Source organism: Gallaecimonas aegicerasi, from assembly GCF_045291545.1.
Taxonomy (GTDB): domain Bacteria; phylum Pseudomonadota; class Gammaproteobacteria; order Enterobacterales; family Gallaecimonadaceae; genus Gallaecimonas.
Genome location: NZ_CP149514.1, coordinates 391236 through 417961 on the forward strand (window position 1 = coordinate 391236; position 26726 = coordinate 417961).

Here is a 26726-nt window from a genome sequence, read left to right on the forward strand (position 1 = left end):
AGACCGGCTAAAAAGCCGGTCTTTATAGGTGGTGCAGATGGGGAGACTTGAACTCCCACGACCGTTAAGTCACTAACACCTGAAGCTAGCGCGTCTACCAATTCCGCCACATCTGCTTATATTGTCGGACTTTTTAAAGCCGTGTCCCGGGCTAAAAAAACCTCGGCTTACCGAGGTCTTAGAATTTTTTTGGTGCAGATGGGGAGACTTGAACTCCCACGACCGTTAAGTCACTAACACCTGAAGCTAGCGCGTCTACCAATTCCGCCACATCTGCACATTGTTGTGGCAAGCTTTGCTCACCACGGGGACGCATTCTACTCAACCTTGTTGCGCCGTCAATGGTTTTTTTACTGCTGGATGTCCATTTGCGCGAAAGCTGAGCAACTGCCTGTCGGTTCGCCGTCAACGCCCAGAGCCACGGGCGTAGAGCACTTTGAACTGATTGTTTTCAGCCAGTGTTTCCAGCTTAGCAAAGCCGGCTTTGAGCAGCGGCTCATATTTTAAGAAGCGGTTGGCCACCAGTACCAGATCGCCGCCTTGCACCAACCGCTTGGGAACCTGCGCCAAAAAGCCCTCGGTGGCGCTGTAGTCGGTAGCAACACCGGTGTGAAAAGGCGGGTTGGTGATGATTTGGTGAAAACGGCCAGTCAATGCCGTCAAGCCATTGGAAGGGGTGACGGTGGCGTTCTCAAGGCCATTGGCCGCCAGTGTCAGCCGCGAGGCTGCTACTGCCAGGGCAGAGACATCCAGCATTTCTACCTGTGCTTGTGGGGCCTTTTTCGCCAAAAAGGCACCAATCACCCCAGCACCGCAGCCAAAATCCAGCAAGCGGCCGGTTTTTACCCGTGGCAAGTTTTCCAGTAGCAGCCGGGTGCCGCCGTCCAGTTCACCATGGCTGAAAACGCCCGGCAGGCTGACAACATTAAGCGTTTCGCCGGCAACGCTCAGGGTAAACTGTTGCTGCCAGTCGGCCAGCGCAAAAGGCGGCACAGCCTGGGTCAGGGTGACACTGTAAAGGCTGCAATGCCGGGCACTGTCAATTTTAACCGGCTCTCCGAAGCCGGCCAGTAGCTTCAAGGCGGACTTGATGCCGCCCTTATTGGCGCCGGCCAGTAACAGTTCCCCACCGCTGGGTAGCAAGGCGGCCAGTGCGGCCAGCAACATGCGGGTTTCATCCTTACTCTTGGGCATGACCAGCAGCGCCATATCCACATCGACGGCATCCGGTGCCGGGCCAAACTGCGCTCGCTCGGCGACGCTGGCATGGGCCATTTGCCAGGCCACGTAGTCAGTACTGTGGTAGTAGACATCACCGCTTAGCTCGGCCGCCAGGGTATCTCTGGGCGGCTGGCAAACCAGCAGGCGCTGCCCGGCAAAATGGTCGGCGTTGCGTAGCAGTAACTGACTGACGTTATCGAGCATAATGGTGTTCCGATGGTAACGAAGGCCGGCAGTATAGCAGCAAAGCCGACCCCGCCAAGGTTACAGCCAATCGCCGGGCTGGCGCTGGGCGCTGGCCAGTAGCCAGTCTCGTAATTGCTGCGCCTCGGCCAGTGGCAGGTAGGGAATAGTGCGCTGCCCGGCTGCAAAGCTGATGGTCAATGTGGCCAGTTGCCGGCGGCGCTGCCCGGGGCTCTGGCGCAGGCTCACCGCCTGGGTTTTGTTGGGCAGCAACAGCCAATACTTGCGGCTGAAAATACCACGGCGTAACCATAGCCGGTTGCCGTAACGCTGCCAGCCGCAGCCGAGATAATGCAGATAACTCAGCAGCGGCGGCAACAGCAGCAGTAACCAGCCAGGTGAACCAACCCGGCTACTCAGTAACGCCGCCAGCGGCAACGTCAGCAAGCTCCACCAGAGCAGCAGCAGGCGCAGATAAGAGCGAGCCGGACGGCTGTAACCTGTTTGCCGCAATTGTGTGTCGCCAGCCAGGGCAATCAAACCGGGCAGCTCGTGCGGCCGCAGTGACGGTGCCAGCAGGCTTTGGCTGGCGCCTTTGGTCTTGCCTTGCCGCTGATGTTGATTGTCGCGCACCGGTTGCATCGTCAGCTGCCAGCGGCCAAACAGACGGTCTAACAGATTTTGGCGAATACTCAGCCATTGCAACCGCGCGCGGCGCATGGCTAATTGCCGTTGATTGATGATGCCGCCACTTTGCCGCAGTTTTTCATCTTCGGCATCAAGCCGGTAAGGATGATAGATAAGCACAGCTGCCAGCATGGATAGCAAACTGAGCAGTACCACGGCGACGACAAAACCGACTGCCATCACTGCGGCTCCGGCATGGTCGATTTCTGTTTTCAGCCAGGGGCCGATGAATTTGCCGATGTTGTCATAAAACGGCGCCAGACCAACCAGCACCCAGGTCAGGTGGTTATGACACAAGCCAAAGATCAGCAGATCGCTTACCGAACGCTTTAACAGCGATGGCTGGGGTGCAGTGGTCGCCGTTTCGGGTTGCGTGTGCTGTTCGTTCAGCAGTGTTTGACGCAGGTGCTCAACACCCGCCTGGGTCATGGCGGCCAGCTGCGCTTCATCGCCACTGGCGCCGGCGGTTTGTACCTTCAGGTTATAAAGGCCTAATGGTTTGTAATAAAGTGGCTGATTGACCTCAATATTTTGTACACGTTCGGCTGGCAGCTCCAGATGCTTGCGAAAGAACAAGCCTTGGCGCACTTCCAGGCGGCCAGGGCGCAGTAAAAAGGTATAGCGCCACCAGCTCAAGCTGGCTGCGGCTATTAACCAGATAGGAATTATCACGGCGGCAATGATCAGCACGGTTTTCAGATCGTAGCGGGTACCTAACACCCCGGCAGCGAGGATCCCGGGTACCGCCTGCGCCAGTGGCCGCAGCTTCAACAGCACAAAAAACACGACACCCCAGGGAGATAAACGCTGCCAGTCAGTCATGGTCGGCGGCCTTGATGTCAGCCTGCTCCAGTAACCACTGGCGTAGCGTCTGCGCTTGCTGTTCATCCAAACCGGGGATCACTAATTCCGCACTAGCAGAGCCGGCCGAATAGAGGTTGAGCTGGGCCAGCGCCAGTTTGCGCTGCCAGGGCCCCTGGTTGATGGTGACATGCTGAATACGGCAATAAGACAGTGCTGTCTGGGTGCGCCAGTAGAGCCCCTTGATACTTTGAATATCATGCTCGCGCACCACATAACCAAAGCGTTTAACGGCAGCATGGTGATAGAGCAGGTTGGCGGTACCCACGACGAATGCGAGCGGTGGCAGCCACAGCAGCAGTGGCTCAGCCAGCAGCAGCCAAAGGACAATGCTGGCGACAACCAGCAGCACCAGCATCAGTAAGGCCTTAGTGCGTTCCAGGTGAATGTAACGTGCTTCCAGAGGGCGCCAGGGCAGGTTATCGGCGCTGGGCAGCGCTTCTACCACGTTGTTATGGAACATGCTGTAGCTCGAATGTTAAACCAAAGTCCATTGTGACAGAGTCGACGGGGCAGGCAAGGCGCTGGATTGTAACGCTTTTTGTCAGAGGTGCAGGCAACGGCCGGTGGCCTGACAAGCCGTGGCGCTATGGGCTGGCCAAACAAAAAAGCCCCGACCGGCTGGTCAGGGCTTTTAATGATGGTGCCTCGGGGCGGAATCGAACCACCGACACGCGGATTTTCAATCCGCTGCTCTACCGACTGAGCTACCGAGGCAGGGTAAAAATGGTGCCGGCTGCAGGAGTCGAACCCGCGACCTACTGATTACAAGTCAGTTGCTCTACCAACTGAGCTAAGCCGGCGAAATTGTTTTGTCGGTACTGACTAAAGATCTCTGTCTGACATCTCTAATCTGAAAATGTGGTGCCTCGGGGCGGAATCGAACCACCGACACGCGGATTTTCAATCCGCTGCTCTACCGACTGAGCTACCGAGGCAACGGGCGCTAATTAAATCGATCTTTACGGTGCAAGTCAACATGACAAAACACAGTTTTCGCCCGCTTTGGCCTGTTTGCTCAAAGGCTGAACAGAATTAGGCTGACGGTGGCGTGTAGCCGTCGATTTGCGGGTCCTTGCCTTCAAACAAAAAGGCCACCATGGCCTGTTCCAGAAACTGGCGATGCTCAGGATCCATCATGTTCATCTTCTTTTCGTTGATCAGCATGGTCTGCTTTTTCTGCCACTCAGCCCAGGCTTCTTTGGAAATCGTGTCGAAGATGCGCTTACCCAGCTCACCAGGGTAGAGCTGAAAATCCAGGCCTTCGGCTTCTTTGTTAAGGCGGGCGCAGAAAACGGTACGGCTCATGAGTCTTCCTCTGAGGTCAGCTGTTGCAGGAGTTTTTTGGTCGGAGCCGCCAGGCCAACGGCTGGCGGATCGGCCAAGTTATACCAGAGGCTGTCGTCCGCTTCCATGATAGTGCCGCCAAGGCTTTCTACATCAATCAGTAGTGGCCTGATATCCAGATGAAAATGGCTGAAGGTATGGCGAAACAGCGTCAAGGGCTGTTCACGGGTTGCCACAAAGTGCTGCTGCGCCAGCCAGGCGCCAACAGCATCAACTTCTGGTGGGCAATACAATCCTCCCCAGAGGCCTGCTGGGGGCCGTTTTTGTAAAAGAATGCGGCCTTGCTGGCGGATCAGCAAGAATGTGGCCGTACGTATCGGTAAGGCTTTTTTCGGCTTTTTACCGGGGAACTCACTTTGTCTGCCAGTCTGACGGGCCTGACAATCACTGGCCACCGGGCATTGCTCACATTGCGGCTTGCTGCGGGTGCACAGTAACGCGCCAATATCCATCATCGCCTGATTGTAAGCGGCCACGTCCTGGCTGGGAGTAAGCCGTTCGGCCAGCTGCCAAAGTCGGTCATGAACCTGCTTGTTACCGGGCCAGCCGGCCACCATCTGATGCCGGGCCAATACCCGCTTCACGTTGCCATCAAGGATTGGCTGGTGCTGGCCCAGTGCCAGCGACAACACCGCGCCAGCAGTCGAGCGGCCAACCCCCGGCAGTGCCTGAACCTGCTCAATATGCTCGGGAAAGCGGCCACCATGGCTGCTGACAATCTGCTGCGCCGCCTTGTGCAGGTTGCGCGCTCGGGCGTAATAGCCGAGGCCGGTCCAGTGGTGCAGCACTTCATCAACAGGCGCTGCCGCAAGGCTTACCACGTCAGGAAAACGGCTCATAAACCGCTCGAAGTAGGGGACCACGGTGGCCACTTGCGTTTGTTGCAACATGATCTCCGAGACCCAGACCTTGTAGGGCGTCTTTTGTTGCTGCCAGGGCAGAGTTTTACGGCCGTGCTGGTGGTACCAGGCAAGAATGCGCGGAGCGAAGCTGTCAGTGAGTGCCATGGTGCTGTGAGATGCTGGAAATAGACCGGCATTGTAGCGATAATGCCGCCCCCAAAACACAGGAGCCTTTGATGTCAGAGCAAACCCCGGAAAACACGCCTTATCTGCGCCGTATTCGCAGCTTCGTGCGCCGTGAAGGCCGCCTGACCAAAGGCCAGGCCCAAGCCCTGGAAAAGCAATGGCCCACTATGGGGCTGAGCCACGACATGGGCCGCCTCGATTTTGCTGCGGTGTTTGCCAATAACCAGCCGGTTGCCCTGGAAATCGGTTTTGGCATGGGCAAGTCCTTGGTGGAAATGGCAGCCGCCGCCCCGGAGCGTAACTTTATTGGTATTGAAGTGCACCGCCCCGGTGTCGGTGCCTGCCTGATGGCGGCAGCCGAGGCCGGCGTCAGCAACCTGCGGGTATTTGAACATGATGCTGTCGAGGTACTGGCCGACAACATCGCCGATGCCAGCCTGGACCGGGTGCAACTGTATTTTCCTGACCCCTGGCACAAAAAACGCCACCATAAGCGCCGCATAGTGCAGCCTGAATTTGTGCAGACATTACGTCAGAAGCTGGCCATTGGCGGTGTCTTTCATATGGCCACCGACTGGGAAAACTACGCCGAGCACATGCTGGAAGTGATGCAGGCGGCGCCGGGTTATCGAAATCTCTCGGCTACCGGTGACTATATGCCACGGCCTGATTTTCGCCCCAAAACCAAGTTCGAAGCGCGCGGTGAGCGGTTAGGCCATGGGGTCTGGGATCTGATGTTTGAGCGCGTTGATTAAGAGAGGCTAGGCCTCTCTTTTTTCGCCAAAAAGTGGTCTATTTCGCCTTCCTTGCCATCATTTCATTTCAATATCATATTGAAATGAAATGCTTTTTCATGCTGGCATGAGCCTTGTAACAGCAGCGTTGTCTCGCTTACAAGGAAAGCATCATGAAAAAGGTTCTGTATTTTCTCCCGGCATTGTTGCTCTGTGGTACTGCCATGGCAGATAACATCAAAATCGATGACCAGTGCAGCCTGAACATGCCCCATGACCTTACGGTCAACGCCCATAGTTTCACTGTGCAAGACAGCAACAAGACGTTGATGCGTTTTGATAATGGCCAGCTGTGGCTCAATAGCAGCAAGCAGCAGCTCAGCAAGCAACAGCACCAGCAACTGACACAGTTCAACCAGTCGCTCTATGCTGGTGTGCAAAGTGGCGCGAAACTGGCGCAGAGTGCACTGAAACTGGCTCGAGAGATCAGTGATACGGTGGTTACCGAAATGCTCGGTGCCGATGCCGGCCAGAGTATCAGTACCAGCCTCAACACTGCTGAACAGCATATCCATAAAAAACTCTACCAGCAGGACGGTACCTGGCATTTGGGCGCCGGTAACCTGGATAACGGCATGGATCAAGCCTTTGGCGAACAGTTTGAAAAACAGATCAAAACGGCCGTACAAAAGTCACTGGGCAGCCTTTTTACCCAGCTTGGTAAAGTGATGAGCAGTGATGAAGGCGGCGATATGGAAAGTCGCCTGGACGCCTGGAGTAAGAACATGGAAGCCAAAGCCGACAAAATCGACAAGATTGCCGACAAGCGCAGTAATGAGCTGAGCCAGCAAGCCGAGGATTTCTGTCAGCAGGTCAAGGCTATTGATGCCCAAGACAACGCGCTCAAAGACAGCATCCCCGGCTGGATAGAAGTGGTGAAGCGCTAAGCGCTACACAAACAGCGCCAGCAGTTGGTTTAAATAGCGATGGCCCTGGTCGGTAAGTTGCCAGTGGCTGTCGCTGTGTTGCAATAAACCTTTGACAAAGGCCTCACTCAGCAACGCGTCGGCACTGTCTGGCGCCAGCCCGGTACGGGCACGGAACTCGGCTTTGGGTACCGGTTCAAACAACCGCAAGCGGTTCATGAAGTACTCAAACGGCAGTTCACTGCGTTCCACCTGCCAGTGCTGATCCAGATAGGGGCGGCCGGAGTCAAGGTAGCCTTTGGGGTGCTTGACCTTGACGGTGCGGCTTACTGCACCAGAGGCCGAGGTAATTTTACCGTGGGCACCACAACCAATTCCCAGATAATCGCCAAAGCGCCAGTAATTGAGATTGTGGCGGGCTTCAAAGCCGGGTTTGGCATAAGCCGACACTTCGTATTGGCGATAACCTGCGTCCAGCAGTAGCTGATGACCTGCTTCCTGAATATCCCACAAGGTTTCATCGTCCGGCAGAACCGGCGGCTTGCTGGCAAAAAGCGTATTGGGCTCGATGGTGAGCTGATACCAGGACAAGTGGGCCGGCGCACAAGCGATGGCTTGGCGTAAATCGCTGAGCGCATCTGCCGGGCGCTGGCCGGGCAGGCCGTGCATCAAATCCAGGTTGAAGCTGCGTACCCCGCAGTCAGCGGCGAGAGCGGCAGCTCGCAAGGCTTCGTCCGGATCATGGATACGGCCCAAAAGGTTCAGTTTGTCCTGCTGTAAAGACTGAATGCCAATCGACAGGCGATTAACGCCAGCCTCATAAAAACCGATGAATTTACTGGCCTCTACTGTGCCTGGGTTGGCTTCCAGAGTGATTTCAATATCGTCAGCAAAGGTCAGGCGCTGGCGTACCCCATCAAGCAGCCGGGCAATACTTTCGGGGGCAAAAATACTGGGCGTGCCACCGCCAATAAAAATACTCTGTAACGGCCGCTTGGCGGCCAGTGGTAGGTCGGCGTCCAGGTCCGCCAGCAGGGCATCCACATAAGCCTGCTCGGGAATGCCATCGCGTATGGCATGGGAATTAAAATCGCAGTACGGACATTTTTGTACGCACCAGGGAATGTGGATATAAAGCGACAGTGGTGGCATCAGGCGCGAAGCTCAGCCAGCAGTTGTTGCAGAGCCTTACCGCGGTGGCTGACAGCATTCTTTTCTTCTTTGCTGAGCTCGGCGGCGTGCTTGCCTAAAGCCGGCACAAAAAACACCGGATCGTAGCCAAAACCGCCGTCACCGCAGCGCTGGTGGGCGATTTCACCCTGCCACAGTCCCTGGCAAATGATCGGCAACGGATCAGCGGCGTGGCGCAAGTAAACCAGGCAGCAAACAAAGCGGGCGCTACGCTCGCTGTGCTCAGCCATGGCGCCCAGCAGCTTGTCGATATTGCTGGCGTCGCTGGCGTGTTCACCACTGTAGCGGGCGGAATGAATACCAGGGGCGCCGCCCAGGGCATCGACCACCAGGCCAGAATCATCAGCAATTGCCGGTAAGCCGGTCAGGCGAGCGGCATGGCGGGCCTTGATAATGGCGTTCTCGACGAAGGTGGTGCCGTCTTCAATGGCGTCTGCGACAGAAAAGTCACTTTGCGGGACAACGTTCATACCCAGCGGCGCCAGTATGGCGCCCAGTTCTTTGACTTTGCCGGCATTGCCGGTGGCCAGCACAATCTTGCTCATGACACCTCCGAAAAAGGGGCGCCATGATAGCACATCAGTCCTGGTAGAACTTGTGGCTGAAGGTCAGTGGGTAGTGTTCGCCATTTGCCGCGGTGATGGTCAACTGGAACTGAAATTGCTCTTCGTTGCGAAAGGGGACACTGGCAATGTAGTACACCGCCGGGCCGTCTTTGATTTCACGAAAATTGAGAGTCAGGCTATTGCCCAACAGATTCCTGGCTGTGCCGGTAACCTTGGCCTTGATACCGGGGGTGCCAGGCTTGCGGCTGTCCAGTACGGCGATATTGACCAGCCCCACCGAGTTACTACGGGTGAGCTGATACTGGCGAGCTACCTGAGGAGTTAAAAAGGTGCTGGGCAAGGCCTGGTAGTGGATCTGATAGGGCCCTTTTTGCTGCATCTGCTCAGCACCAGCCGGCATAGCCCAGGCAACAGCCAGGATGATGAGCAGTGTGCGTAACCATGACATATCAAGCTCCTTGTGGCTCGGTGAGCCAATCCCAGTCATCGGGTAGGCGGGCCGGGCACTGTACCCGAACTCGCTTGTGGCGACTGAGCTGGCCTTGCTCAATCAACACCTGAGTTTTAGCAACTTTGCACTGTTTGGCCAGCCACTTGCGGATATGCTCGTTGGCCTTACCGTCTACCGGTGGCGCGGTGATGGCCAGTTTCAGCTCATCACCGTGAATACCGGCAAAAGCATTGCGGCTGGCCTTGGGCTGCACGTACAGCTGCAGCAGTAAGTCAGCCCCTTGCCAGCTAAAGGCCGCCACGGTTAGAAGGCGATGCCGGTGAGATCCTGCAGCAACATGCGCAGGAAATAGAGCCCCAACAGGAGGATCATCGGTGACAAGTCCAGCCCGCCCATGCTGGGCAAAATGCTGCGAATAGGCCGCAGCAGCGGTTCGGTGAGCTGAAATATGGCGGCGGCGACCGGGTGGTAGCCTTGTGCTACCCAGGACAGGATCACGCCGGCGAAAATCACATAAATGATCAGCTGAAAAATCGTACTGACCAGCTGCACCGCTGAGGCAAACAGCAGGGCCACCAGCGGTGGCATACCCCCACCAAGCAGTAGGTTCAGAACCACCAGTTTTATGGCGGTCAATACCAAGGCAAATAGTACCGAGGCGGTATCCACCGGGCCAATGGGCGGGATCACCCGGCGCAGTGGGGCCACTACAGGCTGTGTGGCTTTGACGACAAACTGGCTGAACGGATTATAAAAATCCGCCCGTGACCACTGTAGCCAAACCCGCAGTAACACCAGCATGGTGTACAGCTCGAACAGGGTGTTGAGAAGAAAAACAACAGCGTTCATTAAAGCTCCTTGGCCATTTCCCGCGCGCGCTTGATGGCGGCGTCCATGGCGTCAGCAACAATGCCCTCAAGACCGGCTTCTTGCAGGCTGTTTACTGCTTGGGCCGTTGTGCCACCTGGCGAGGTGACCTGGCGGCGCAGCTCGCTGATGGGCATTTCGCGCTTGCAGACCATTTGCGCCGCACCCAGGGCGGTTTGTTGTACCAGCTCACGGGCGGTCGCGGCGTTCAGGCCCAACTCCACGGCTTTTTTCTCCATGGCTTCCATAAACAGGAAGAAATAGGCCGGAGCACTGCCGGCGACGGCAATGATGTGGTCCAGTTCCGGCTCCGCCTTAACCCAGGCGGTTTTGCCAACGGCGCGCATCAGCATGTCGGCGAAGGCTTTGTCATCACTGTTGGTCGTAGCGCTGGCAAACAGGCCGGTAGCGCCCAGGCCCAGCAGTGATGGCGTGTTGGGCATGGTGCGGATCATCGGTACGGCGGCTGCGAACCAGCGTTCAAAATGGCCGAGCGTGACGCCGGCAGCAATGGAGATAAACAGCCGCTTGCCATCGTTCAGGTCGGCCAGCTCATGGCAGACCTTCTCCATGATATTGGGTTTGACGCCCAGTACGACCACGTCTGCGCCGGTTGCCGCCTGGCGGTTATCCGTGGTGGTGTTGATGCCATATTCAGCGGCCAGATGTTCAAGCTTGCCTTCGGAACGGTTGGAGGCGGTAATGAGCTTGGCCGGGTAGCCGGAGGCAACCAGCCCGCCCATGATGGCGCCGGCCATGTTGCCAGCGCCGATAAATGCAATGCGTTTTTGTTCCATGTTCAACCTTGTTTAGTTTGTGCGGGCACCAAAAATCGTGGTACCCAGGCGAACCAGTGTAGCGCCCTCCATGATAGCGGCTTCTAGGTCATCACTCATCCCCAGTGACAGGGTGTCGGCCTGAGGGTGTTGTGCCTGCAGTTGGCGAAAAAGCGCCTGCATGGCAGCAAAGGCCTGATGCTGCTGGTGGTTGTCAGTAGTGGCCTGGGGTATCGCCATCAACCCGCGTAGTGTTAGCCGTGGTAGTGTTGCCACCTCGGCGGCCAAGGCCAGGGCGTCAGCCGCTGCCACCCCGGATTTACTGTCTTCGCCACTGATGTTCACTTGTATGCATACCTGCAGCGGTTTAAGGTGGTCTGGACGCTGCTCTGACAGGCGGCGGGCGATTTTTAGCCGGTCAATGCTCTGCACCCAGTCGAAATGCTGTGCCACCACTGCCGTCTTGTTTGACTGCAGGGGGCCGATAAGGTGCCACTGGGCATGGCTGTCTGGCTGGCAGCGGGAAAGGCCCTGGATCTTCTCCACCCCTTCCTGCACATAATTCTCGCCGAATTGCTGCTGGCCACAGGCCAGGGCGGCGATGACATCTTCAAGGGGTTTGCGCTTGCTGACCGCAAGCAATGTAATGGTATCCGGGTCACGCCCGGCAACTTCGGCAGCCTGTTTGATACGCATCCGTACAGTGTCCAGGCGTTTTGCTATGGTTGTCATGTTGACCCGCTAGGTAAGAGTGATAACGACAAGATGGATATTACCGAACTGCTGGCGTTTAGCGTAAAACACAACGCCTCGGATTTGCATTTGTCGGCCGGTGTGCCGCCGATGATCCGGGTTGACGGTGAAGTGCGGCGCATCAACCTGCCTGCGCTGGGGCACAAAGAAGTGCACGCGCTCATTTATGACATCATGAATGACAAACAGCGCAAGGAATACGAAGAACGACTGGAAGTGGATTTCTCTTTTGAAGTCCCCGGCGTGGCCCGTTTTCGTGTTAACGCCTACAACCAGAACCGTGGTGCCGCAGCGGTATTTCGGACCATCCCATCCAAGGTACTGACGCTGGACCAGCTGGGGGCGCCGAACATCTTCAAAGACATTGCCAGTAAGCCCCGTGGCCTGGTGCTGGTAACCGGCCCGACCGGTTCCGGTAAGTCCACCACCCTGGCGGCGATGATCGATTACGTCAATGACAACCGTCATGACCATATCCTCACCATCGAGGATCCTATCGAATTTGTTCATGAAAATAAAAAGTGCCTGATCAACCAGCGGGAAGTACACCGCGACACCCACAGCTTTTCGGCAGCCCTTCGTTCAGCGCTGCGGGAAGACCCGGATGTGGTACTGGTCGGGGAATTGCGGGATCTGGAAACCATTCGTCTGGCGCTGACTGCCGCAGAAACCGGCCACCTGGTGTTCGGTACCCTGCACACCAGTTCGGCGGCCAAGACCATCGACCGGGTTATCGATGTCTTCCCGGCGGGTGAAAAATCCATGGTGCGGTCGATGCTGTCTGAATCCCTGCAGGCGGTTATTTCACAAACCCTGCTGAAAAAAACCGGTGGTGGCCGTATTGCCGCTCACGAAATCATGATTGGCACGCCGGCTATTCGTAACCTGATCCGTGAAGACAAAGTGGCGCAGATGTATTCGGCGATTCAGACCGGTATGTCACATGGCATGCAAACGCTGGATCAGTGCCTCAAAGAGCTGCTGGGCCGCAATCTGATTAACCGCCTCGATGCGCGCAGCAAAGCGGTAGACAAGAACGCTTTCTGAGGACAACAACATGGATATGAAAAGCCTGCTGCAGCACATGATCGAACATGGCGCGTCGGATCTGTTCATTACCGCGGGCCTGCCACCGAGCATCAAGGTAGATGGTGAGATCCGGCCGGTGACCGACCAGCCCCTGGCCAACGTCGATGCCCGGGCGATGGTCGAGTCGGTGATGAACAGCAAGCAGAAAACGGAATTTCGTGAACACAAAGACAGTAACTTTGCCATCAGTGCCAAAGGTATCGGCCGTTTCCGGGTTTCCGTGTTTACCCAGCGGGATTCGGCTGGCATGGTACTGCGGCGCATTCAGACCGAAATCCCCACCATCGATGAACTGGGCTTGCCTGACAGTCTTAAAGATATTGTCATGACCAAGCGCGGCCTGGTGCTGATGGTTGGCGCCACCGGTACCGGCAAGTCCACCTCGCTGGCGGCGATGATTGGCTATCGCAATGAAAATAGCCGCGGCCATATCATCACCATTGAAGACCCTATCGAGTTCGTCCATAACCACCGGCACTGCATTGTTACCCAGCGGGAAGTGGGCATTGATTGTGAATCCTTTGATGTGGCGCTGAAGAACAGCTTGCGCCAGGCCCCGGATGTGATTTTGCTCGGCGAAATCCGCAGCCGTGAAACCATGGAATTTGCCCTGGCCTTCGCCGAAACCGGTCACCTGTGCCTGGCTACGCTGCACGCCAACAATGCCAACCAGGCTTTGGAAAGGGTGCTGCATTTGGTGCCCAAGGAGCAGCACGATCAGTTCCTGTTTGATATGAGCCTGAACCTGCGAGCCATTGTCGCGCAGCAACTGGTACCGAAAAAAGACGGTTTAGGGCGGGTTGTGGCGACCGAAGTATTGCTGCAATCACCACTGGTGTCAGAGCAGATCCGTAAAGGTGAATTGCATTTACTGAAAGACACCATGGAGCGTTCTCGCGAGCTGGGCATGATGACGTTCGACCGGGCGCTGTTTGAGCTCTTTGCCAAAGGTGAGATCAGTTATGCCGATGCACTGCACTATGCCGACTCGCCGAACGATCTGCGCTTGATGATCAAACTGAGCCAGAATGAGGCTGGGAAAACCAGTTCACTCGATAATGTCACTATCAGCGAATAAAAAAGGGCGCTCAGGCGCCCTTTTTTAATATTGATTTTCAAACCAGCTTTCTAGGATCAAACAGGCCGACACCGAGTCTATTTTACCCTTTTCCAGCGCCTGATAGCCGCCATGGGCGAATAACCATTCCTTGGCTGCGGCGGTGGTCAGGCGCTCGTCCTGCGTTTCTACCTGCAGGCCAAAGCGGCCATGCAAACGCCCGGCAAATTTGCGGGCCGCAGCGGTAGTGTTCTGCTCGGTGCCATCCATGTTTAGGGGCAGGCCAACCACCAGCAGATCCGGCTGCCATTCGGCTAGTACCTTGGCGACTTGTTGCCAGTCGGGTTGGCCGTCATTGGCTCGCAGAGCCGGTAATGGCTGCGCCGAACCGGTGATTTCTTGGCCTACTGCAACACCAATACTTTTTGCGCCGTGGTCAAAGGCGATGAGGGTACGGGCCATCAGGCGTGGCCCACATCACTGGACAATTGCCAGATATCAAAACCCAGGTGTTCACAGGCCATTTGCCAGCGTTGGGCCGGTGGCGTCTCAAACAGCAGTTTCTGTGCGAATTTTGGATCGGCCGGTACCAGCAGCCAGGCGTTGTCTGTCAGTTCTTTTTCCAGTTGCCCGGCTTCCCAGCCGGCATAACCGAGGGTCACGATAAACTGGGCCGGGCCTTGCTGGCCGCCAAGGGTAGAGAGGATGTCGACAGAGGTGGTCACCATCAGATGCTCGCCCAGTGGCAGGCTGGCATTAAAACCCCGCTTGGGGGTATGAATAACAAAGCCCCGCTCCGGGTTAACCGGCCCGCCAGAAAAAACGTGGCGGCCACGCAGACTGGTGGGCTCGTCATCATCGACCAGCTGTAACTGGCGCAGCATGTCGGTAACGGTGATTTTAACCGGTTGATTCACCACCAGCCCCATGGCGCCTTCATCGTTGTGCTCGCACAAGTAGGTCACTGTGCGGGCAAACAAGGGGTCGCGCATGGCTGGTGTGGCAACCAGAAAATGATTTTGCAGACCACTCATAGGCATGTACCGATCGTCGGTCTCTTCTCTCTAGTATGGCAATAGCTTGCAGACATGGCATAAAACTGGGGGCGTCAGTGCTGTTTTTCAAGGGGCGTAGCCCCCAAGAGTTACGCTTCCAGCGCTGCAAACAAGCGGCCACAGATATTGATACCGGTTGCCGCCTCGATTTCCCGCACACAGGTTGGGGAAGTGACGTTGATTTCGGTGAGCTTGTCACCAATCACATCCAGACCGACAAAATACAGGCCGCGTTTGACCAGTTCCGGCCCTACGGTTTCGGCAATACGGCGTTCGGCATCGCTAATCGGGCGAACTTCACCCCGGCCCCCGGCGGCCAGATTGCCGCGGGTTTCTCCACCCTGAGGAATGCGTGCCAGTACATGTTCCACCGGCTTGCCGGCAACGACCAGCACCCGCTTGTCGCCATCTTTGATGGCAGGCAGGTAGGTCTGGGCCATGCAGTAACGGCTGCCATGTTCGGTCAGGGTTTCGATGATCACCCCGAGGTTGGACTCATCCGGCTTCAGGCGGAAAATCGATGCGCCGCCCATGCCATCAAGCGGCTTGAAAATCACATCACCATGCTCGGCGTGAAAAGCCCGTAACCGGTCGGCGCGCCGGGTTACCAGGGTTGTTGGCGTCAGTTCTGGGAACCAGGCGGTGAACAGTTTTTCGTTGCAGTCGCGCAGGCTCTGGGGTTTGTTCACCACCTTGACCCCGGCCAGCTCGGCCCGCTCAAGGATATAGGTGGCGTAGATGTATTCGGTGTCAAAGGGCGGATCTTTGCGCATCAGGATAATGTCCAGCTCCTTGAGCGGAGCGGATTGCGCCTGTTGCAGGTGGTAGTAGTCGTCAGGGTCGTCTCGTACCGTCAGCTCGGCCATATGCCCCCAGGGCTCGCCGTCTTCGAGCAGCAGGTCAGCCATTTCCATGTAGTAGAGCTGGTGGCCGCGGCGCTGGGCTTCCAGCGCCATTGCAAAGGTGGTGTCTTTGATGGGTTTAATGGCCCCGATGGGGTCCATAACGATGCCGATTTTCATTACAGCTCCTTATCCCAGATCGCCCAGCTGCAACTGCAGGGCGGTGATGGCAGCCAGGGCCGCGGTTTCGGTGCGCAGTACCCTGGGGCCTAACAATACATCAGTGAAGCCGGCCTGGCTGGCCAGTGCTACTTCCTCGTCAGTAAAACCCCCTTCCGGGCCGATCAGCAGCCGTGCCTGAGTGCTGGCCGGTAAGGTGGCAATGGTCTGTGTGGCGTAGGGGCTGAGGGTCAGGCTGTGACCGGCAAAAGGCGCTTTCACCCAGTCGGCCAGCTGCTGTACCGGGGTGATTTCTGGCACCCAGGCACGGCCCGATTGTTCACAGGCACTGATGGCGATCTTTTGCCACTGGCTGACCTTTTTTTCCAGCCGTTCGCCACTGAGCTTGACGCCACAGCGTTCGGAAAACAGCGGCACAATTTGCTTCACGCCCAGCTCCACGGATTTTTGAATGACAAAATCCATACGGTCGCCGCGGGAAATCACCTGCCCGAGCGTCAGCGCCAGAGGAGACTCGTTGTGCAGCACATTGACGCCGCTGATTTCGGCCACTACCTGCTTTTTGCTGACTTCCTGCAAGGTTGCCGGGTAGTCGTTGCCGTCGCCGTTGAACAGGCGAATAATTTCGCCTGGTTGCATACGCAGTACCCGGCCAACATGGTTAGCCCCATCGCTGCCGAGGGTCACTAGGCTATCGCAGGCCAGTGGCTGCGGATCATAAATGCGGGGTTGTCGCACAGGTCCTCCCGGAGCAGAGCTAAGCAGGCGGCCATTGTCGTTGATGGCTTGGCCGGGTGACAAGTTTTTTGCCGCCGTCGATGCCATTGCTACACTGGGCGCAGATACAGACGCAAATCTGCAGGACCAATGAAGCTCTATTCCCTGATTGCCGAAGCCCTGTTTATTCTGACCATGGTTTTCTGCGTGTTGGCGTTGTGGCGCCAACCGCTGCGGCCTGTGGTACGCCATGGGTTTATTGTGGTGTTACTGGCCATGGCGCTGACGGCGTTACTGGGGGTGGCTATATATGCCCACCTGCTGATGCAGGAAGCCTTCTATGGTCAGCTGATGTTTGTGGCTAAACGCTTGGCGATGGTGTTGTTAGTGGCGCTGGTGGCCTGGCAGTTTAATGTGCGCCAACAAAGCAGCCGTTATCTGATCCTGGTACTGGCGGGGTTGGGTATGGCAAACCTGGTGCTGGCCACCCCAATGTTGTCAGAGGCAGTATCGATGCTGCTGATGGCGCTGGTAGGCAAGCAGATGCTCAATTACCCGCGGATGTGGCGTTTTTATCTGACCGTGCTGGCGCTGGGGGTGATGACCATGTTGCCGCTGCTCCCGGGGCTGAGCGGCGATCAGCAAAGCAGTCTGTTTCACCTGAGCCTGGCGCTGCTGATTTGTTGCCTGACCCTGTTGCTGCGCGGCTATCGCACCAGTCTCGACTAGAGCGGTTTGGGCAGGGTGGCTGTCAGATGTTGGCGCAAGTGCTCAACAAAGCGGGCCACCCGTGGTGTTTTTGCCAGGCGGGCCGGATGCAGGGCCCAAACCGCACTGTCTGCTGGCCGCAACGGCGCCAGCACCTCTTGTAAACGGCCGCTGGCCAAGTGGTCGACCACGTAATAGTCCGGCAGCTGGACAATCCCCAGGCCGTCGAGGGCGGCATTGAGCAGCACCTTGCCTGAGTTAAGCCGTAGCCGCGCCTCCGGCCTTAATGGCCCGGCTTTGCTGCGCCAATAACCCAGTGTGCCCAGTAGGCAGCTGTGGCGGTCCAGTTCGGCGGCACTGGCCGGTGTACCGAAGCGCTGCAAGTAAGCCGATGATGCACACAGATACAAGCGTCGCGGGGCCAGTTTGGTGGCCAGGTGGCTGGAGTCGGCCAATTGTCCTAGTCGAATCGCCACATCAATGCCTTCGGCTACCAGATCGAGGTTGCTGTTGCTGAGGATAAGATCCACTTTCAGGGCCGGGTGTGCGGTCAGAAAATGCATCACCGCCGGAGCGACGAAGCGTTCACCAAAGGCGGTGGCTGCGGTGATCCGTAACCGCCCCTGCAAGCGCCCTTCCAGGGTGGCTACGGCGTCGTCAGCCTCGGCCAGGCCATCGAGTAGCTGGCGGGCATGGCGATAGTAAAGTTCCCCGGAGTCCGTGACCGTCAGTTGCCGGGTGCTACGCTTGATGAGCTGGCTGCCCAGGCGTTTTTCCAGTGCGGTCAGTTGGCGGCTGACATGGGCCACAGATACGCCCAGGGTGCGGGCGGCCCCTGACAGGCTTTGCTGTTCAACTACCGCGACCAAGGTATCGATACCGGCAAATGTGCTCATTTTTACCAATAAGAAAAAGTGTTTTGTTAATTAGGTGATTATCTCAGCGCCACAGCGCAATACAATGGGTAAAACTGAAAAGGAGTCTGTGATGATCAAATCGCGCGCTGCGGTGGCGGTTGCCGCCGGTAAACCCCTGGAAATTGTGACTGTCGATGTGGCGCCGCCGAAAGCCGGTGAAGTGCTGGTGCGACTGGTAGCCACCGGCGTTTGCCACACTGACGCTTACACCCTGTCTGGTGCCGATCCTGAAGGCTTGTTCCCGGCCATATTGGGCCATGAGGGAGCCGGTATAGTTGAAGCGGTGGGCCCCGGTGTGACCTCGGTCAGCGTTGGCGATCATGTGATCCCGCTCTACACCCCGGAATGTGGCAAGTGCAAATTTTGTTTGTCTGGCAAAACCAATCTTTGCCAGGCGATCCGTACCACTCAAGGGCAGGGCTTGATGCCTGACGGCACCAGCCGTTTCAGCCTCGATGGCAAGCCGCTTTTCCACTACATGGGGACCTCTACCTTCAGTGAGTACACCGTATTGCCGGAGATCTCGGTGGCGGTGATCAACAAAGAAGCACCGCTGGATAAAGTCTGCCTGCTTGGCTGTGGTGTCACTACCGGTATCGGTGCGGTGATGAATACGGCCAAAGTTGAGCCGGGCAGCACGGTTGCCATTTTCGGGCTGGGCGGTATTGGCCTGAGCGCCATTATCGGCGCCAAGATGGCCGGTGCCGAGCGCATTATCGGCATTGACCTGAATCCGGAAAAATTTGCCATGGCAGAAAAGCTCGGTGCCACTGATTGCATTAATCCCAAAGACTACAGCGACCCTATTCAGGATGTGATTGTGGCGCTGACCGACGGCGGCGTGGATTATTCTTTCGAGTGTATTGGCAATGTGGATGTGATGCGCAGCGCTCTGGAATGTTGTCACAAGGGCTGGGGTGAGTCGGTGATCATCGGTGTGGCCGGGGCCGGCCAGGAGATCCGCACCCGGCCATTCCAGTTGGTCACTGGCCGGGTCTGGCGCGGTAGTGCCTTTGGTGGCGTAAAGGGCCGCAGTCAGCTGCCAGCGATGGTCGAGCGTTATCTTCAGGGGGAGATCCCCATGGATGATTTTGTCACGCACACCATGGGCCTGGAAGACATCAACAAAGCCTTTGATTTGATGCATGAAGGCAAAAGTATTCGCTCAGTGATCCTGTATTGAGGGCCATATGGAACTGATTGACAGTCATCTGTGCTTTGGCGGCGAGCAGCGCCGCTACCAACATGACTCGGCGGTATTAGGCTGCCCGATGACCCTGTCGGTGTTTTTGCCGCCCGGCTACGGCAGCCACACACCGGTGCTGTACTGGTTGTCAGGGCTTACCTGTAGCGATGAAAACTTTGTGCAAAAGGCCGGTGCCCAGCGCCTGGCCGCAGAACTGGGGCTGGCGATTGTCGCCCCGGATACCAGCCCCCGCGGTGCCGATGTGGCTGATGATGACAGCTATGATCTGGGCCAGGGGGCGGGCTTTTATGTCAATGCCACTGAAATGCCCTGGGCCAGCCATTACCGCATGGACGACTACATCGTGCAGGAATTGCCGCCGCTGATCGAAGGCTTGGGGCTGAGTAACAAGCGCGGTATCAGCGGCCATTCCATGGGCGGTCATGGCGCTTTGGTGCTGGCCTTGCGTAACCGTGACTTTTACCGTTCGGTGTCAGCGTTTTCACCGATCTGTCACCCGGTAGACTGCCCCTGGGGGCACAAAGCGTTTAGCGCCTATCTTGGGCAGGACGAAGCCACCTGGCAGTCCTACGATGCGGCCGTGTTACTGGCGGATGCCAAGGCTCCCTGGCCAATCCGGGTGGACGTGGGCAAGGCGGATAACTTCCTTGACGAGCAGTTGCGAGTGGATGCGTTGGCAGCAGCGGCCAAGCGCAGTGGTAGTGACCTTAGCCTGAACCTGCATGAGGGTTATGATCACTCCTACTTCTTCGTCGCCACCTTCATGGCAGCGCATCTGCGTTTCCATGCCGCGCAGCTTGGCTGAGTGATGCACAAGGGCTGGCTGTTCTGGCTGCTGACGGCACCGCTTGCCGCCAGCCCTTTTGACAGCCCGGATGTGCATTACCAGGAGAGCCGTCAGTACTACCAGGTTACCGCTGACAGCTGGCCGGCCCTGTTAGCTGCCGTGCGTAGCCGGCCGGGTAAAGGCAACCATGCCTGGGCACAAACCGCCTGGCAGGTGAAATACCAGTTGGCTTTTATGAGCCGGCCCGGTGAATGTCGTATTGCCGCCGTTAAGGCGCGGGTCAAGGTTACCTTCACTTTGCCGCGCTGGCAGAATATTGGCCAGCAAAGCACGGCGTTACAAAACCGCTGGCACGGCTTTCATGCTCACCTGATCGAACATGAATATCAGCATCGCCGGCATGTGGTGACGATGGTGAAAACCTTGCGTCAGCAATTACTGGCGTTACCGGCCGGGTCGGATTGTCAGCCGCTGAAGGCGCGTTTTGTCGTGTTGCGAGATCAAAGTATGGCAACACGGGCGCGTCAGGATCAGGCACTGGATGAGCGTGACAAACTCTGGCAGCAGGCCGAAATGGCCCGCCACCAAGACCGTTAGTGCTCCAGCAGTTTATACAGTAGCTGGCGTACTTCCGAAGGCTCAAAAGGTTTGTCGCAGATAGCGTCGACCCCGGACTGGGCAATGTTGGCCAGATGGGCACCGCTGGCTTCACTGGTGACCATCAGCACCGGCAGGTGTGACTGGGCAGAATGATGGCGAATATGCTCGGTCAGCTCGCGGCCATTGACGTTGGGCATGTTGTAGTCGGTCACCACTAAATCAAACATTTGCTCGCTCAACAGGTTGATAGCTTCATTGCCATCTTCTGCCTGAGTGATCTGAATAATACCCAGATTTTCCAAAACCCGTTGAATGTGGCGGCGGGCCAGGCGGCTGTCGTCCACCACCAACACCCGCAGCGACTGCGCGTCAAAATGGCTCAGCTCCAACTCTTGTGGCGCCAAAAGATCCAAGGTGGCGTTAATCGCCAACCCTAACTGCTCACGGTTAAATGGCTTTGGCAAGATGGCCACCACCCCTGACTGCTTGAAAGCTTCCAGCTCGGCTGGGCGCCGCTCGCTGGATACCAGCACAAAAGGGGTGTCGCGCAACAGGCTGTCAGCCCGTAATTGCTGCACCAGATCTAAGGCGGTGCCGTCACTGAAGTGCAGGGCACTGAGCACCAGATCGGGGCGATTACGGGTGATCATAGCCATGGCTTCAGCCAATGTGGCGGCGCTGTCGAGGGTATCAATACCCTCTTGTCGTAAATGGCGGGCGATCACCCGACGCTGGGTATCGGATGGCTCCACCAGTAACAGGGAGAGATCGGCAGGAGACAGTGACTGCATTGTTATTCTTCTGTATCGAGCGTGCTAAGAGCCCATTGTCACTAGTTTTAGCATAATGGCAAGTTGTTACTGGCCTGCATAAAAAAGCCGCCTGCAAAACAGGCGGCGGGGAGTGCTATCGTCAGATTTCTATACAAATGGATAATTTAGAAAACTAACGATAAATCTCCATCAAGCCAGCGCCGGAAAACCAGACTCAGACAGCGCTTCGCGCAGCATTTGCGGGCTTTGATCGCTAAACACGGTAATGCGATTTTCATCGCGGTTGATTTTAACCTGCGCGTCCACATCCAGGCACATGATGGCCTGCTGGATACGGGTCACACAAAAGTCACCTAAAATATTATTCACTTCAAAGGTGTGCAAAATATCACTCCTATTTCGTTAGGGGTCTATTTATTTCACCGCTTTTTCGGTCGATATTCAAGCGTCAATCCGGTATTTTTGTTTGTCGCCTAATGAATTTTTTGTGAATCAGGGCGCTTTTTTAAACTATCCATATGATTTTAAATCTGTTTTTGTGTTTGTTGAGCTTGGGGCTGTGTTCTCAACAAAAGGGCAGTACAGTAACAAGCCTGCGTTCAATCACTTAGCTGCCATGCGACTGCTTCATACCTCTGACTGGCACCTTGGCCAGCACTTTTTTGGTAAAACCCGCCAAGCGGAACATCAGGCGTTGCTTGACTGGCTACTTGAGACCGTCACCAATGCGGCAGTGGATGCGGTAGTGATAGCTGGTGATCTGTTCGATACCGCCTCGCCGCCCAGTTATGCCCGGGAGCTGTATAACCAGCTGGTACTGCGGCTGAACCAGGCCGGTTGCCAGCTGGTTTTGCTGGCGGGGAATCATGATTCAGTGGCGGTGCTGGAGGAATCCCGGGCTTTATTGGGGGAGTTGGGTGCCACTGTAGTGGCCCGCCCCGGCGATGGGCAGTTACTCACGTTGCATGACCATCATGGCCAGCCAGCTGCGACTTTGTGCGCGATCCCCTATTTACGTCCCCGCGATGTGGTGCAAAGCCAGGCTGGTGACAGCAGTGATGATAAACAGCGCACTTTGCAGGCCGCGATTGCGAGTCACTATCAGGCACTCTATGAGCAGGCTCGTGCGACGGGCCTGCCGGTGATCATGACCGGCCATTTGACCACGGTAGGGGCCAGTGTCAGTGAATCGGTGCGGGAAATTTACGTCGGCAGTCTGGCAGCGTACCCGGCCAATGCCTTTCCGGCGGCCGATTACATAGCTCTGGGTCATATCCACCGGCCTCAGCAAGTTGGGGGCCAGGCACATATTCGCTACAGCGGGTCACCGCTGCCACTGTCGTTTGATGAAGCGGCACAGCAAAAACAAGTGGTTCTGGTGGATATTACCCCGGAGCGCACACAGGTTGAGGCGCTGGCGGTACCCCGCTTTCAGGCCCTGGCCAGTATCACCGCGAGCCTCAAGAGCTTGCGCCAGCAGGTGGCACCGCTTTGTCAGCCACAACAAACACTGTGGCTGGATATTGCCATCGACACTGATAGCTACCTTAGTGACTTGCAAAGCCGTGTGGGTGACGAGCTGGCAGGGTTAAATGTGGAAGTGCTGCGCTTGCGCCGTCTGCGCCGTGCAGAGCAAACGGGATTAACCGGCGCCAGCCGTGAAACCCTTGATGAGCTGACACCTTCTGAGGTCTTTACCCGACGTCTGGCACAAGAAGCACTCAGTGATGAACTCAACCAGGCGCTGAATGAACGTTACCAGCAGACACTGGCCAAGTTGCAGGAGTCGTCATGAAGATCCTCAGCTTGCGCCTGAAAAACCTGAACTCACTGAAAGGCGAATGGAAAATCGACTTTCGCCAGTCGCCGTTTGCCGACAGTAGCCTGTTTGCCATTGTTGGTGCCACCGGCGCTGGCAAGACCACCTTGCTTGATGCCATCTGCCTGGCGCTCTATCACCAGACACCGCGCATGAGCAAAGTGTCTCAGTCCAGTAATGAGTTGATGACCCACCACACCAGTGAGGCCCTGGCGGAAGTGGAGTTTGAGGTTAAAGGCCAGGGATACCGGGCGTTTTGGCAACAGCGTCGGGCTCGTGACAAGGCTGATGGCAAACTGCAGCCGCCCCAGGCCGAACTGGCTCGCCTTGATGGCACCATTTTGAGCAGCAAGCTCAATGAAAAAGTGGAGCTGACAGAACAGCTGACCGGCCTCGACTTTAACCGTTTCACCATGTCCATGTTGCTGGCCCAGGGTGGCTTTGCGGCCTTTTTGAATGCCGATGCCAGTGCCCGCGCCGAGTTGCTTGAAGAACTGACCGGCACCGAAATTTACGGGCAAATATCCCAACAGGTATTTGAAGACACCCGCTCATTAGAGGCAGAGGTGAAAACCCTGGAAGCGCAGTTACAACAGGTGCAACTGCTGGATGAGGAGCAACACCAGCAATTGACCGAGGAACTGACAACACTGCAAAGCCAGGAGGGGCAATTACAGCAGCAACACCAGGCGCTGAGTAAACAATATGACTGGCGCCGCCAGCTCAATACGGCGCTGGCTACCTTAGCTGCCGCAGAGCAACAACAGCAGCAGGCCGAGCAAGCCTTTAATGCTGCCGAAAAGCAGCGGCAGCAACTGGCCAAAGCCCGTCCGGCCATACAATTACAGCCGCTGTTGCAGCAGTGGCAGCAGGCCAATGAGCAGTTGCAGGCGCAACAGCAACGTTGCCAGCAGCTGCGCATAAAACAACAGCAACTGGCCGAACAACGCCAGCATCTGGCGCTACAGGGTGAGGCCGCGGCCCGTTACCAACTGACCGAGCAGCAACAGCAGTTGCACCAGCAACGCCAGCAACTGGCCGAAGTAGCAGATTACCTTGCTACTCACCAGCAGGATCAAGCGCTGGCCGAGCAGTTAGGGCGCTGGGAAGCGCAGCAGCAGAACCTGGCTGAACTGCAACAACGCCAGCAGCAACTTCAGCAACAACAAGACGCGCAATCGGCGGCGTTGGTGCAGCAACGCCATGACGAGGCAGAAGCTGCTGCCACACTGGCACGCAGTGAGCAGCAACTGGCGGTGCTGCAGCACACCCTGGAGCCGCAGGAACAGCAATTACAGACATTGGGTGACAGCACCGAACTGCGCCAGCTATGGCAGCAGTACAGTCGCCAGGTGGCAGAACTGGAGCCGCTGGCCGAGCAAGCCATGCAGCAGCGTCAGCGGCAAAGTGCCCTGACAAAGACACAAGCGCAGTGTCAGCAACAACAGCAACAACAACAACACCAGTATCAAACGCTCCGGCAGCAGTTTAAAGCCGTGCGCGAGCAGCTCCAGGATAAGGAAAAACTGCTGGAGCAGGAACGGTTGATTGGCCAGTTATCGGCTTACCGGCACCAACTGCAGCCCGGTCAGCCCTGCCCGCTGTGCGGGGCCAGCGAACACCCGGCGGTGGCTGATTATGCCACTTTGGATGTCAGCGCCACGGAACAAACCGTGACACAGCTGCGGGCGCAGTTGCAAGAGATTGAACAAAAAGGCAATCAATGCCGACTGGAACTGGAAAGCCTGGAACGACATGAGCAACAGCTAACCCAAGAGCTGCAACTGGTGACGCAGTGGCTCAGCCAGGCTGAATCGCGCTTAGCCGATGACGCTCTGGCCAGCGCCCGTCAGCAACAGCAGCAGTTGGCCACGCAGTTGGAACAGCACAGCCAATTACAGCAGCAGTTGGCGCAAAGCCGGCAGCAGTACGATCAGGCCCGCCAGCAACGTGATGCGCAAGCTTATGCCTGCCAGCAGCATGGCGAAAAAATTGCGCTCTTACAGCAACAGCTAAAAGACCGGGTGGCTGAGCTACAACAGCTCAGTGAACAGTATCAGCAGCGCCAACAAGCCTTGCAGGCAAGCATGCACCAACAAGGCGCTGGTGATCGCGATCTGGCAGCGTTGCGTCAAGCGGTGACTGATTACCAGCACCACCAGCAACAACAGCAGCAATTGGCGCTGGCGCTGCAACAACACCAGCAACAACACCAGCAACTCAGTAGTCAGCTGCAAAGCTGGCAACAGCGGCTGGGTGATGTCGCCCCGGCCACGCCGGCTGCTGCTGACTTGTTAGCGCTTGAACCGCGTTACCAGCAGTGTCAGCAGCACAACGCCGAAGTGGCGGGGGAATTGCGTTCTGCTGAAGAGGCCGTCGAACAGCAACAGCAGCGCAGTGATTCGGCGTTGGCGCAATGGCAGCAGGCGCTCAAGGCCAGCCCCTTTGCCGATCAGGCCAGTTTTCAGGCGGCGCTACTCAGTGGCGATGAACTGGCGCGTCTGGAACGTCAACAGCAACAGCTACATGAAGCGCAACTGGCAGCGCGTAGCCGGCTGGATGCTGCCCGTGAACAACAACAAGCGCTGGCTGCACAAGCGCTCTCGGAGCAGGACGAAAGCACCCTTAAAACAGCACTGGACGAGCTTGCACCTGCCTTACGAGCCTTGGCCAGCCGTGAAGGGGAGTTGCGGGCGGTACTGCGCCGCGATGGTGAGGCGCGTGCTTCACAACAGCAACTATTGGCCAAACTGGCCGAACAGCGCCAGGCGCTGGATTTGCAACAGCATCTCAATAGCCTCATTGGCTCACGCAGCGGTGATAATTTTCGCCGTTTTGCTCAGGGCCTGACCCTCGAGCATCTGGTGTATCTGGCGAATCAGCAGTTGGCCAGACTGCACGGCCGCTACCAACTGGTACGCGACACAAACAGCGAGCTGGGCTTGCAGGTGTTGGATACCTGGCAGGCCGATGCCAGCCGTGACACCCGCACCCTCTCCGGCGGGGAGAGTTTTCTGGTGAGCCTGGCGCTGGCGCTGGCGCTCTCGGATCTGGTCAGTAAAAAAACGGCCATTGATTCGCTCTTTCTGGACGAAGGATTCGGTACCTTGGATGCCGACACTCTGGAAGTCGCACTGGATGCGCTGGATAACCTGAACGCCAGTGGCAAGATGATCGGCGTGATCAGCCATGTGGACGCGCTGAAGGAACGGATCCCGGTGCAAATCAGGGTGCATAAAAGTGCCGGTATGGGCTATTCACGGCTCGACAGCCAGTTTGCGGTCAATGTTGCGCCTGCTCAGCCGTGAGGCGGGCAGTGCCTTATTCACCACAGTAGTGATCCAAATGCGCAACTAGGGCCTAGGTTTCAACACAACATAAACC

The 26726-nt window shown here is 56.9% G+C and carries 29 protein-coding genes and 5 tRNA genes; 10 read left to right on the plus strand and 24 right to left on the minus strand.

The annotated features are described in order from the left end of the window. Positions 1–29: 29 nt before the first annotated feature. From WDB70_RS01900 to mutY, 10 genes are all read right to left on the minus strand, one after another. Positions 30–116: transfer RNA gene (locus WDB70_RS01900), tRNA-Leu, on the minus strand. 74 nt (positions 117–190) lie between these two features. Then, positions 191–277 (minus strand) — tRNA-Leu (locus WDB70_RS01905). Positions 278–405: 128 nt separating this feature from the next. After that, a complete protein-coding gene (locus WDB70_RS01910; protein WP_406666065.1) occupies positions 406–1425 on the minus strand; it encodes a methyltransferase in 1020 nt (339 codons plus the stop codon). Between the two features lie 60 nt (positions 1426–1485). Beyond that, positions 1486–2913 (minus strand): PH domain-containing protein, encoded by a 1428-nt coding sequence (locus tag WDB70_RS01915; RefSeq protein ID WP_406666067.1) that lies wholly within the window; start codon positions 2911–2913, stop codon positions 1486–1488. Continuing rightward, positions 2906–3415 (minus strand): PH domain-containing protein, encoded by a 510-nt coding sequence (locus WDB70_RS01920; RefSeq protein ID WP_406666069.1) that lies wholly within the window; start codon positions 3413–3415, stop codon positions 2906–2908. The genes WDB70_RS01915 and WDB70_RS01920 overlap by 8 nt, the downstream gene beginning before the upstream one ends. 178 nt (positions 3416–3593) lie before the next feature. Beyond that, positions 3594–3669: transfer RNA gene (locus WDB70_RS01925), tRNA-Phe, on the minus strand. Positions 3670–3679: 10 nt separating this feature from the next. Then, positions 3680–3755, minus strand: a tRNA-Thr gene (locus tag WDB70_RS01930). Positions 3756–3814: 59 nt separating this feature from the next. Next, a tRNA-Phe gene (locus WDB70_RS01935) sits at positions 3815–3890 on the minus strand. Positions 3891–3987: 97 nt separating this feature from the next. Then, on the minus strand, positions 3988–4260 hold the full coding sequence (locus WDB70_RS01940) for an oxidative damage protection protein (RefSeq protein ID WP_406666071.1): 273 nt from the start codon (positions 4258–4260) through the stop codon (positions 3988–3990). Further along, entirely contained in the window at positions 4257–5306 is a 1050-nt protein-coding gene (gene mutY, locus WDB70_RS01945) for an A/G-specific adenine glycosylase (RefSeq protein ID WP_406666073.1), read from the minus strand. Before mutY ends, WDB70_RS01940 begins: the two co-directional genes overlap by 4 nt. Before the next feature lie 11 nt (positions 5307–5317). Between mutY and trmB the strand changes: the two genes are divergently transcribed. Then, positions 5318–6082 (plus strand): tRNA (guanosine(46)-N7)-methyltransferase TrmB, encoded by a 765-nt coding sequence (gene trmB, locus WDB70_RS01950; RefSeq protein WP_406666075.1) that lies wholly within the window; start codon positions 5318–5320, stop codon positions 6080–6082. A gap of 152 nt (positions 6083–6234) precedes the next feature. Then, entirely contained in the window at positions 6235–7008 is a 774-nt protein-coding gene (locus WDB70_RS01955) for a DUF2884 family protein (RefSeq protein WP_406666077.1), read from the plus strand. 3 nt (positions 7009–7011) lie between these two features. On the opposite strand, the gene hemW is transcribed toward WDB70_RS01955, so the two are convergent. From hemW to WDB70_RS01990, 7 genes are read right to left on the minus strand one after another with little or no spacing between them, the layout of a single operon-like run. Next, on the minus strand, positions 7012–8139 hold the full coding sequence (hemW, locus tag WDB70_RS01960) for a radical SAM family heme chaperone HemW (RefSeq protein ID WP_406666079.1): 1128 nt from the start codon (positions 8137–8139) through the stop codon (positions 7012–7014). Continuing rightward, complete coding sequence (rdgB, locus tag WDB70_RS01965) at positions 8139–8723, minus strand: RdgB/HAM1 family non-canonical purine NTP pyrophosphatase (RefSeq protein ID WP_406666081.1); 585 nt, start codon at positions 8721–8723, stop codon at positions 8139–8141. The genes hemW and rdgB overlap by 1 nt, the downstream gene beginning before the upstream one ends. Positions 8724–8757: 34 nt before the next feature. Further along, positions 8758–9192 carry a DUF4426 domain-containing protein gene (locus WDB70_RS01970; protein WP_406666083.1) on the minus strand — a complete coding sequence of 145 codons (435 nt, stop codon included), beginning with the start codon at positions 9190–9192 and terminating at the stop codon, positions 8758–8760. A gap of 1 nt (position 9193) precedes the next feature. Continuing rightward, positions 9194–9496, minus strand: a complete 303-nt coding sequence (locus WDB70_RS01975; protein ID WP_406666085.1) for a DUF167 family protein — start codon at positions 9494–9496, stop codon at positions 9194–9196. A 2-nt stretch (positions 9497–9498) separates the two neighbouring features. Beyond that, positions 9499–10044, minus strand: a complete 546-nt coding sequence (locus WDB70_RS01980) for a YggT family protein (RefSeq protein WP_406666087.1) — start codon at positions 10042–10044, stop codon at positions 9499–9501. Next, the gene (gene proC, locus WDB70_RS01985) at positions 10044–10859 is read right to left on the minus strand and encodes a pyrroline-5-carboxylate reductase (protein WP_406666089.1); all 816 of its coding nucleotides are present in this window, start codon (positions 10857–10859) and stop codon (positions 10044–10046) included. Before proC ends, WDB70_RS01980 begins: the two co-directional genes overlap by 1 nt. Positions 10860–10871: 12 nt before the next feature. Continuing rightward, on the minus strand, positions 10872–11570 hold the full coding sequence (locus WDB70_RS01990; RefSeq protein WP_406666091.1) for a YggS family pyridoxal phosphate-dependent enzyme: 699 nt from the start codon (positions 11568–11570) through the stop codon (positions 10872–10874). Positions 11571–11603: 33 nt separating this feature from the next. Here WDB70_RS01990 and WDB70_RS01995 point away from each other — a divergent pair, with 33 nt between their 5' ends. Together WDB70_RS01995 and WDB70_RS02000 are read left to right on the plus strand one after the other, a co-directional pair. Continuing rightward, a complete protein-coding gene (locus tag WDB70_RS01995; protein WP_406666093.1) occupies positions 11604–12638 on the plus strand; it encodes a type IV pilus twitching motility protein PilT in 1035 nt (344 codons plus the stop codon). A 10-nt stretch (positions 12639–12648) separates the two neighbouring features. Beyond that, the gene (locus tag WDB70_RS02000) at positions 12649–13758 is read left to right on the plus strand and encodes a PilT/PilU family type 4a pilus ATPase (RefSeq protein ID WP_406666095.1); all 1110 of its coding nucleotides are present in this window, start codon (positions 12649–12651) and stop codon (positions 13756–13758) included. A 24-nt stretch (positions 13759–13782) separates the two neighbouring features. Here the strand turns inward: WDB70_RS02000 and ruvX are convergent, their stop codons facing one another. The 4 genes from ruvX to rsmE form a co-directional block, all read right to left on the minus strand. Beyond that, entirely contained in the window at positions 13783–14202 is a 420-nt protein-coding gene (gene ruvX, locus WDB70_RS02005) for a Holliday junction resolvase RuvX (protein WP_406667992.1), read from the minus strand. Continuing rightward, entirely contained in the window at positions 14199–14771 is a 573-nt protein-coding gene (locus tag WDB70_RS02010) for a YqgE/AlgH family protein (protein ID WP_406666097.1), read from the minus strand. The genes ruvX and WDB70_RS02010 overlap by 4 nt, the downstream gene beginning before the upstream one ends. 110 nt (positions 14772–14881) lie before the next feature. Then, positions 14882–15814, minus strand: coding sequence for a glutathione synthase (gshB, locus tag WDB70_RS02015; RefSeq protein WP_406666099.1), 933 nt, complete (start codon positions 15812–15814; stop codon positions 14882–14884). A gap of 9 nt (positions 15815–15823) precedes the next feature. Next, positions 15824–16552, minus strand: coding sequence for a 16S rRNA (uracil(1498)-N(3))-methyltransferase (rsmE, locus tag WDB70_RS02020; RefSeq protein WP_406666101.1), 729 nt, complete (start codon positions 16550–16552; stop codon positions 15824–15826). A 129-nt stretch (positions 16553–16681) separates the two neighbouring features. Between rsmE and WDB70_RS02025 the strand changes: the two genes are divergently transcribed. Further along, a complete protein-coding gene (locus WDB70_RS02025) occupies positions 16682–17260 on the plus strand; it encodes a hypothetical protein (RefSeq protein WP_406666103.1) in 579 nt (192 codons plus the stop codon). Here WDB70_RS02025 and WDB70_RS02030 read toward each other — a convergent pair. Next, a complete protein-coding gene (locus WDB70_RS02030) occupies positions 17257–18135 on the minus strand; it encodes a LysR substrate-binding domain-containing protein (RefSeq protein ID WP_406666105.1) in 879 nt (292 codons plus the stop codon). The genes WDB70_RS02025 and WDB70_RS02030 overlap by 4 nt on opposite strands. Positions 18136–18226: 91 nt before the next feature. Between WDB70_RS02030 and WDB70_RS02035 the strand changes: the two genes are divergently transcribed. Genes WDB70_RS02035 through WDB70_RS02045 form a run of 3 tightly spaced genes read left to right on the plus strand, consistent with a single transcriptional unit; the run spans position 18227 to position 20747 of the window. Further along, entirely contained in the window at positions 18227–19339 is a 1113-nt protein-coding gene (locus WDB70_RS02035; RefSeq protein ID WP_406666107.1) for an S-(hydroxymethyl)glutathione dehydrogenase/class III alcohol dehydrogenase, read from the plus strand. Between the two features lie 7 nt (positions 19340–19346). Next, the gene (gene fghA / locus WDB70_RS02040) at positions 19347–20168 is read left to right on the plus strand and encodes an S-formylglutathione hydrolase (RefSeq protein WP_406666109.1); all 822 of its coding nucleotides are present in this window, start codon (positions 19347–19349) and stop codon (positions 20166–20168) included. A gap of 3 nt (positions 20169–20171) precedes the next feature. After that, on the plus strand, positions 20172–20747 hold the full coding sequence (locus WDB70_RS02045; protein ID WP_406666111.1) for a DUF922 domain-containing protein: 576 nt from the start codon (positions 20172–20174) through the stop codon (positions 20745–20747). On the opposite strand, the gene WDB70_RS02050 is transcribed toward WDB70_RS02045, so the two are convergent. Both WDB70_RS02050 and WDB70_RS02055 read right to left on the minus strand, forming a co-directional pair. Next, on the minus strand, positions 20744–21541 hold the full coding sequence (locus WDB70_RS02050; RefSeq protein WP_406666113.1) for a response regulator: 798 nt from the start codon (positions 21539–21541) through the stop codon (positions 20744–20746). The genes WDB70_RS02045 and WDB70_RS02050 overlap by 4 nt on opposite strands. Positions 21542–21712: 171 nt before the next feature. Further along, positions 21713–21907 carry a hypothetical protein gene (locus tag WDB70_RS02055; RefSeq protein WP_406666115.1) on the minus strand — a complete coding sequence of 65 codons (195 nt, stop codon included), beginning with the start codon at positions 21905–21907 and terminating at the stop codon, positions 21713–21715. A 232-nt stretch (positions 21908–22139) separates the two neighbouring features. On the opposite strand from WDB70_RS02055, the gene sbcD reads away from it, so the two are divergent. Together sbcD and sbcC are read left to right on the plus strand one after the other, a co-directional pair. Continuing rightward, a complete protein-coding gene (gene sbcD, locus WDB70_RS02060; protein WP_406666117.1) occupies positions 22140–23318 on the plus strand; it encodes an exonuclease subunit SbcD in 1179 nt (392 codons plus the stop codon). Beyond that, entirely contained in the window at positions 23315–26650 is a 3336-nt protein-coding gene (gene sbcC, locus WDB70_RS02065; RefSeq protein ID WP_406666119.1) for an exonuclease subunit SbcC, read from the plus strand. The genes sbcD and sbcC overlap by 4 nt, the downstream gene beginning before the upstream one ends. Positions 26651–26726: the final 76 nt, after the last annotated feature.

What these genes read in the sequence shown, in the direction of transcription:
- WDB70_RS02030 (WP_406666105.1), bottom strand. Translation starts at nt 18,135, where the DNA reads ATGAGCACATTTGCCGGTATCGATACCTTGGTCGCGGTAGTTGAACAG.
- hemW (WP_406666079.1), bottom strand. Translation starts at nt 8,139, where the DNA reads ATGCCACCACTGTCGCTTTATATCCACATTCCCTGGTGCGTACAAAAA.
- WDB70_RS01990 (WP_406666091.1), bottom strand. Translation starts at nt 11,570, where the DNA reads ATGACAACCATAGCAAAACGCCTGGACACTGTACGGATGCGTATCAAA.
- WDB70_RS01940 (WP_406666071.1), bottom strand. Translation starts at nt 4,260, where the DNA reads ATGAGCCGTACCGTTTTCTGCGCCCGCCTTAACAAAGAAGCCGAAGGC.
- WDB70_RS01910 (WP_406666065.1), bottom strand. Translation starts at nt 1,425, where the DNA reads ATGCTCGATAACGTCAGTCAGTTACTGCTACGCAACGCCGACCATTTT.
- WDB70_RS01915 (WP_406666067.1), bottom strand. Translation starts at nt 2,913, where the DNA reads ATGACTGACTGGCAGCGTTTATCTCCCTGGGGTGTCGTGTTTTTTGTG.
- sbcD (WP_406666117.1), top strand. Translation starts at nt 22,140, where the DNA reads ATGCGACTGCTTCATACCTCTGACTGGCACCTTGGCCAGCACTTTTTT.
- WDB70_RS01920 (WP_406666069.1), bottom strand. Translation starts at nt 3,415, where the DNA reads ATGTTCCATAACAACGTGGTAGAAGCGCTGCCCAGCGCCGATAACCTG.
- WDB70_RS01995 (WP_406666093.1), top strand. Translation starts at nt 11,604, where the DNA reads ATGGATATTACCGAACTGCTGGCGTTTAGCGTAAAACACAACGCCTCG.
- WDB70_RS02045 (WP_406666111.1), top strand. Translation starts at nt 20,172, where the DNA reads ATGCACAAGGGCTGGCTGTTCTGGCTGCTGACGGCACCGCTTGCCGCC.
- WDB70_RS02010 (WP_406666097.1), bottom strand. Translation starts at nt 14,771, where the DNA reads ATGAGTGGTCTGCAAAATCATTTTCTGGTTGCCACACCAGCCATGCGC.
- WDB70_RS02025 (WP_406666103.1), top strand. Translation starts at nt 16,682, where the DNA reads ATGAAGCTCTATTCCCTGATTGCCGAAGCCCTGTTTATTCTGACCATG.
- proC (WP_406666089.1), bottom strand. Translation starts at nt 10,859, where the DNA reads ATGGAACAAAAACGCATTGCATTTATCGGCGCTGGCAACATGGCCGGC.
- gshB (WP_406666099.1), bottom strand. Translation starts at nt 15,814, where the DNA reads ATGAAAATCGGCATCGTTATGGACCCCATCGGGGCCATTAAACCCATC.
- WDB70_RS01970 (WP_406666083.1), bottom strand. Translation starts at nt 9,192, where the DNA reads ATGTCATGGTTACGCACACTGCTCATCATCCTGGCTGTTGCCTGGGCT.
- rdgB (WP_406666081.1), bottom strand. Translation starts at nt 8,723, where the DNA reads ATGAGCAAGATTGTGCTGGCCACCGGCAATGCCGGCAAAGTCAAAGAA.
- sbcC (WP_406666119.1), top strand. Translation starts at nt 23,315, where the DNA reads ATGAAGATCCTCAGCTTGCGCCTGAAAAACCTGAACTCACTGAAAGGC.
- WDB70_RS01980 (WP_406666087.1), bottom strand. Translation starts at nt 10,044, where the DNA reads ATGAACGCTGTTGTTTTTCTTCTCAACACCCTGTTCGAGCTGTACACC.
- WDB70_RS01955 (WP_406666077.1), top strand. Translation starts at nt 6,235, where the DNA reads ATGAAAAAGGTTCTGTATTTTCTCCCGGCATTGTTGCTCTGTGGTACT.
- WDB70_RS02000 (WP_406666095.1), top strand. Translation starts at nt 12,649, where the DNA reads ATGGATATGAAAAGCCTGCTGCAGCACATGATCGAACATGGCGCGTCG.
- mutY (WP_406666073.1), bottom strand. Translation starts at nt 5,306, where the DNA reads ATGGCACTCACTGACAGCTTCGCTCCGCGCATTCTTGCCTGGTACCAC.
- trmB (WP_406666075.1), top strand. Translation starts at nt 5,318, where the DNA reads ATGCTGGAAATAGACCGGCATTGTAGCGATAATGCCGCCCCCAAAACA.
- WDB70_RS02035 (WP_406666107.1), top strand. Translation starts at nt 18,227, where the DNA reads ATGATCAAATCGCGCGCTGCGGTGGCGGTTGCCGCCGGTAAACCCCTG.
- fghA (WP_406666109.1), top strand. Translation starts at nt 19,347, where the DNA reads ATGGAACTGATTGACAGTCATCTGTGCTTTGGCGGCGAGCAGCGCCGC.
- WDB70_RS02050 (WP_406666113.1), bottom strand. Translation starts at nt 21,541, where the DNA reads ATGCAGTCACTGTCTCCTGCCGATCTCTCCCTGTTACTGGTGGAGCCA.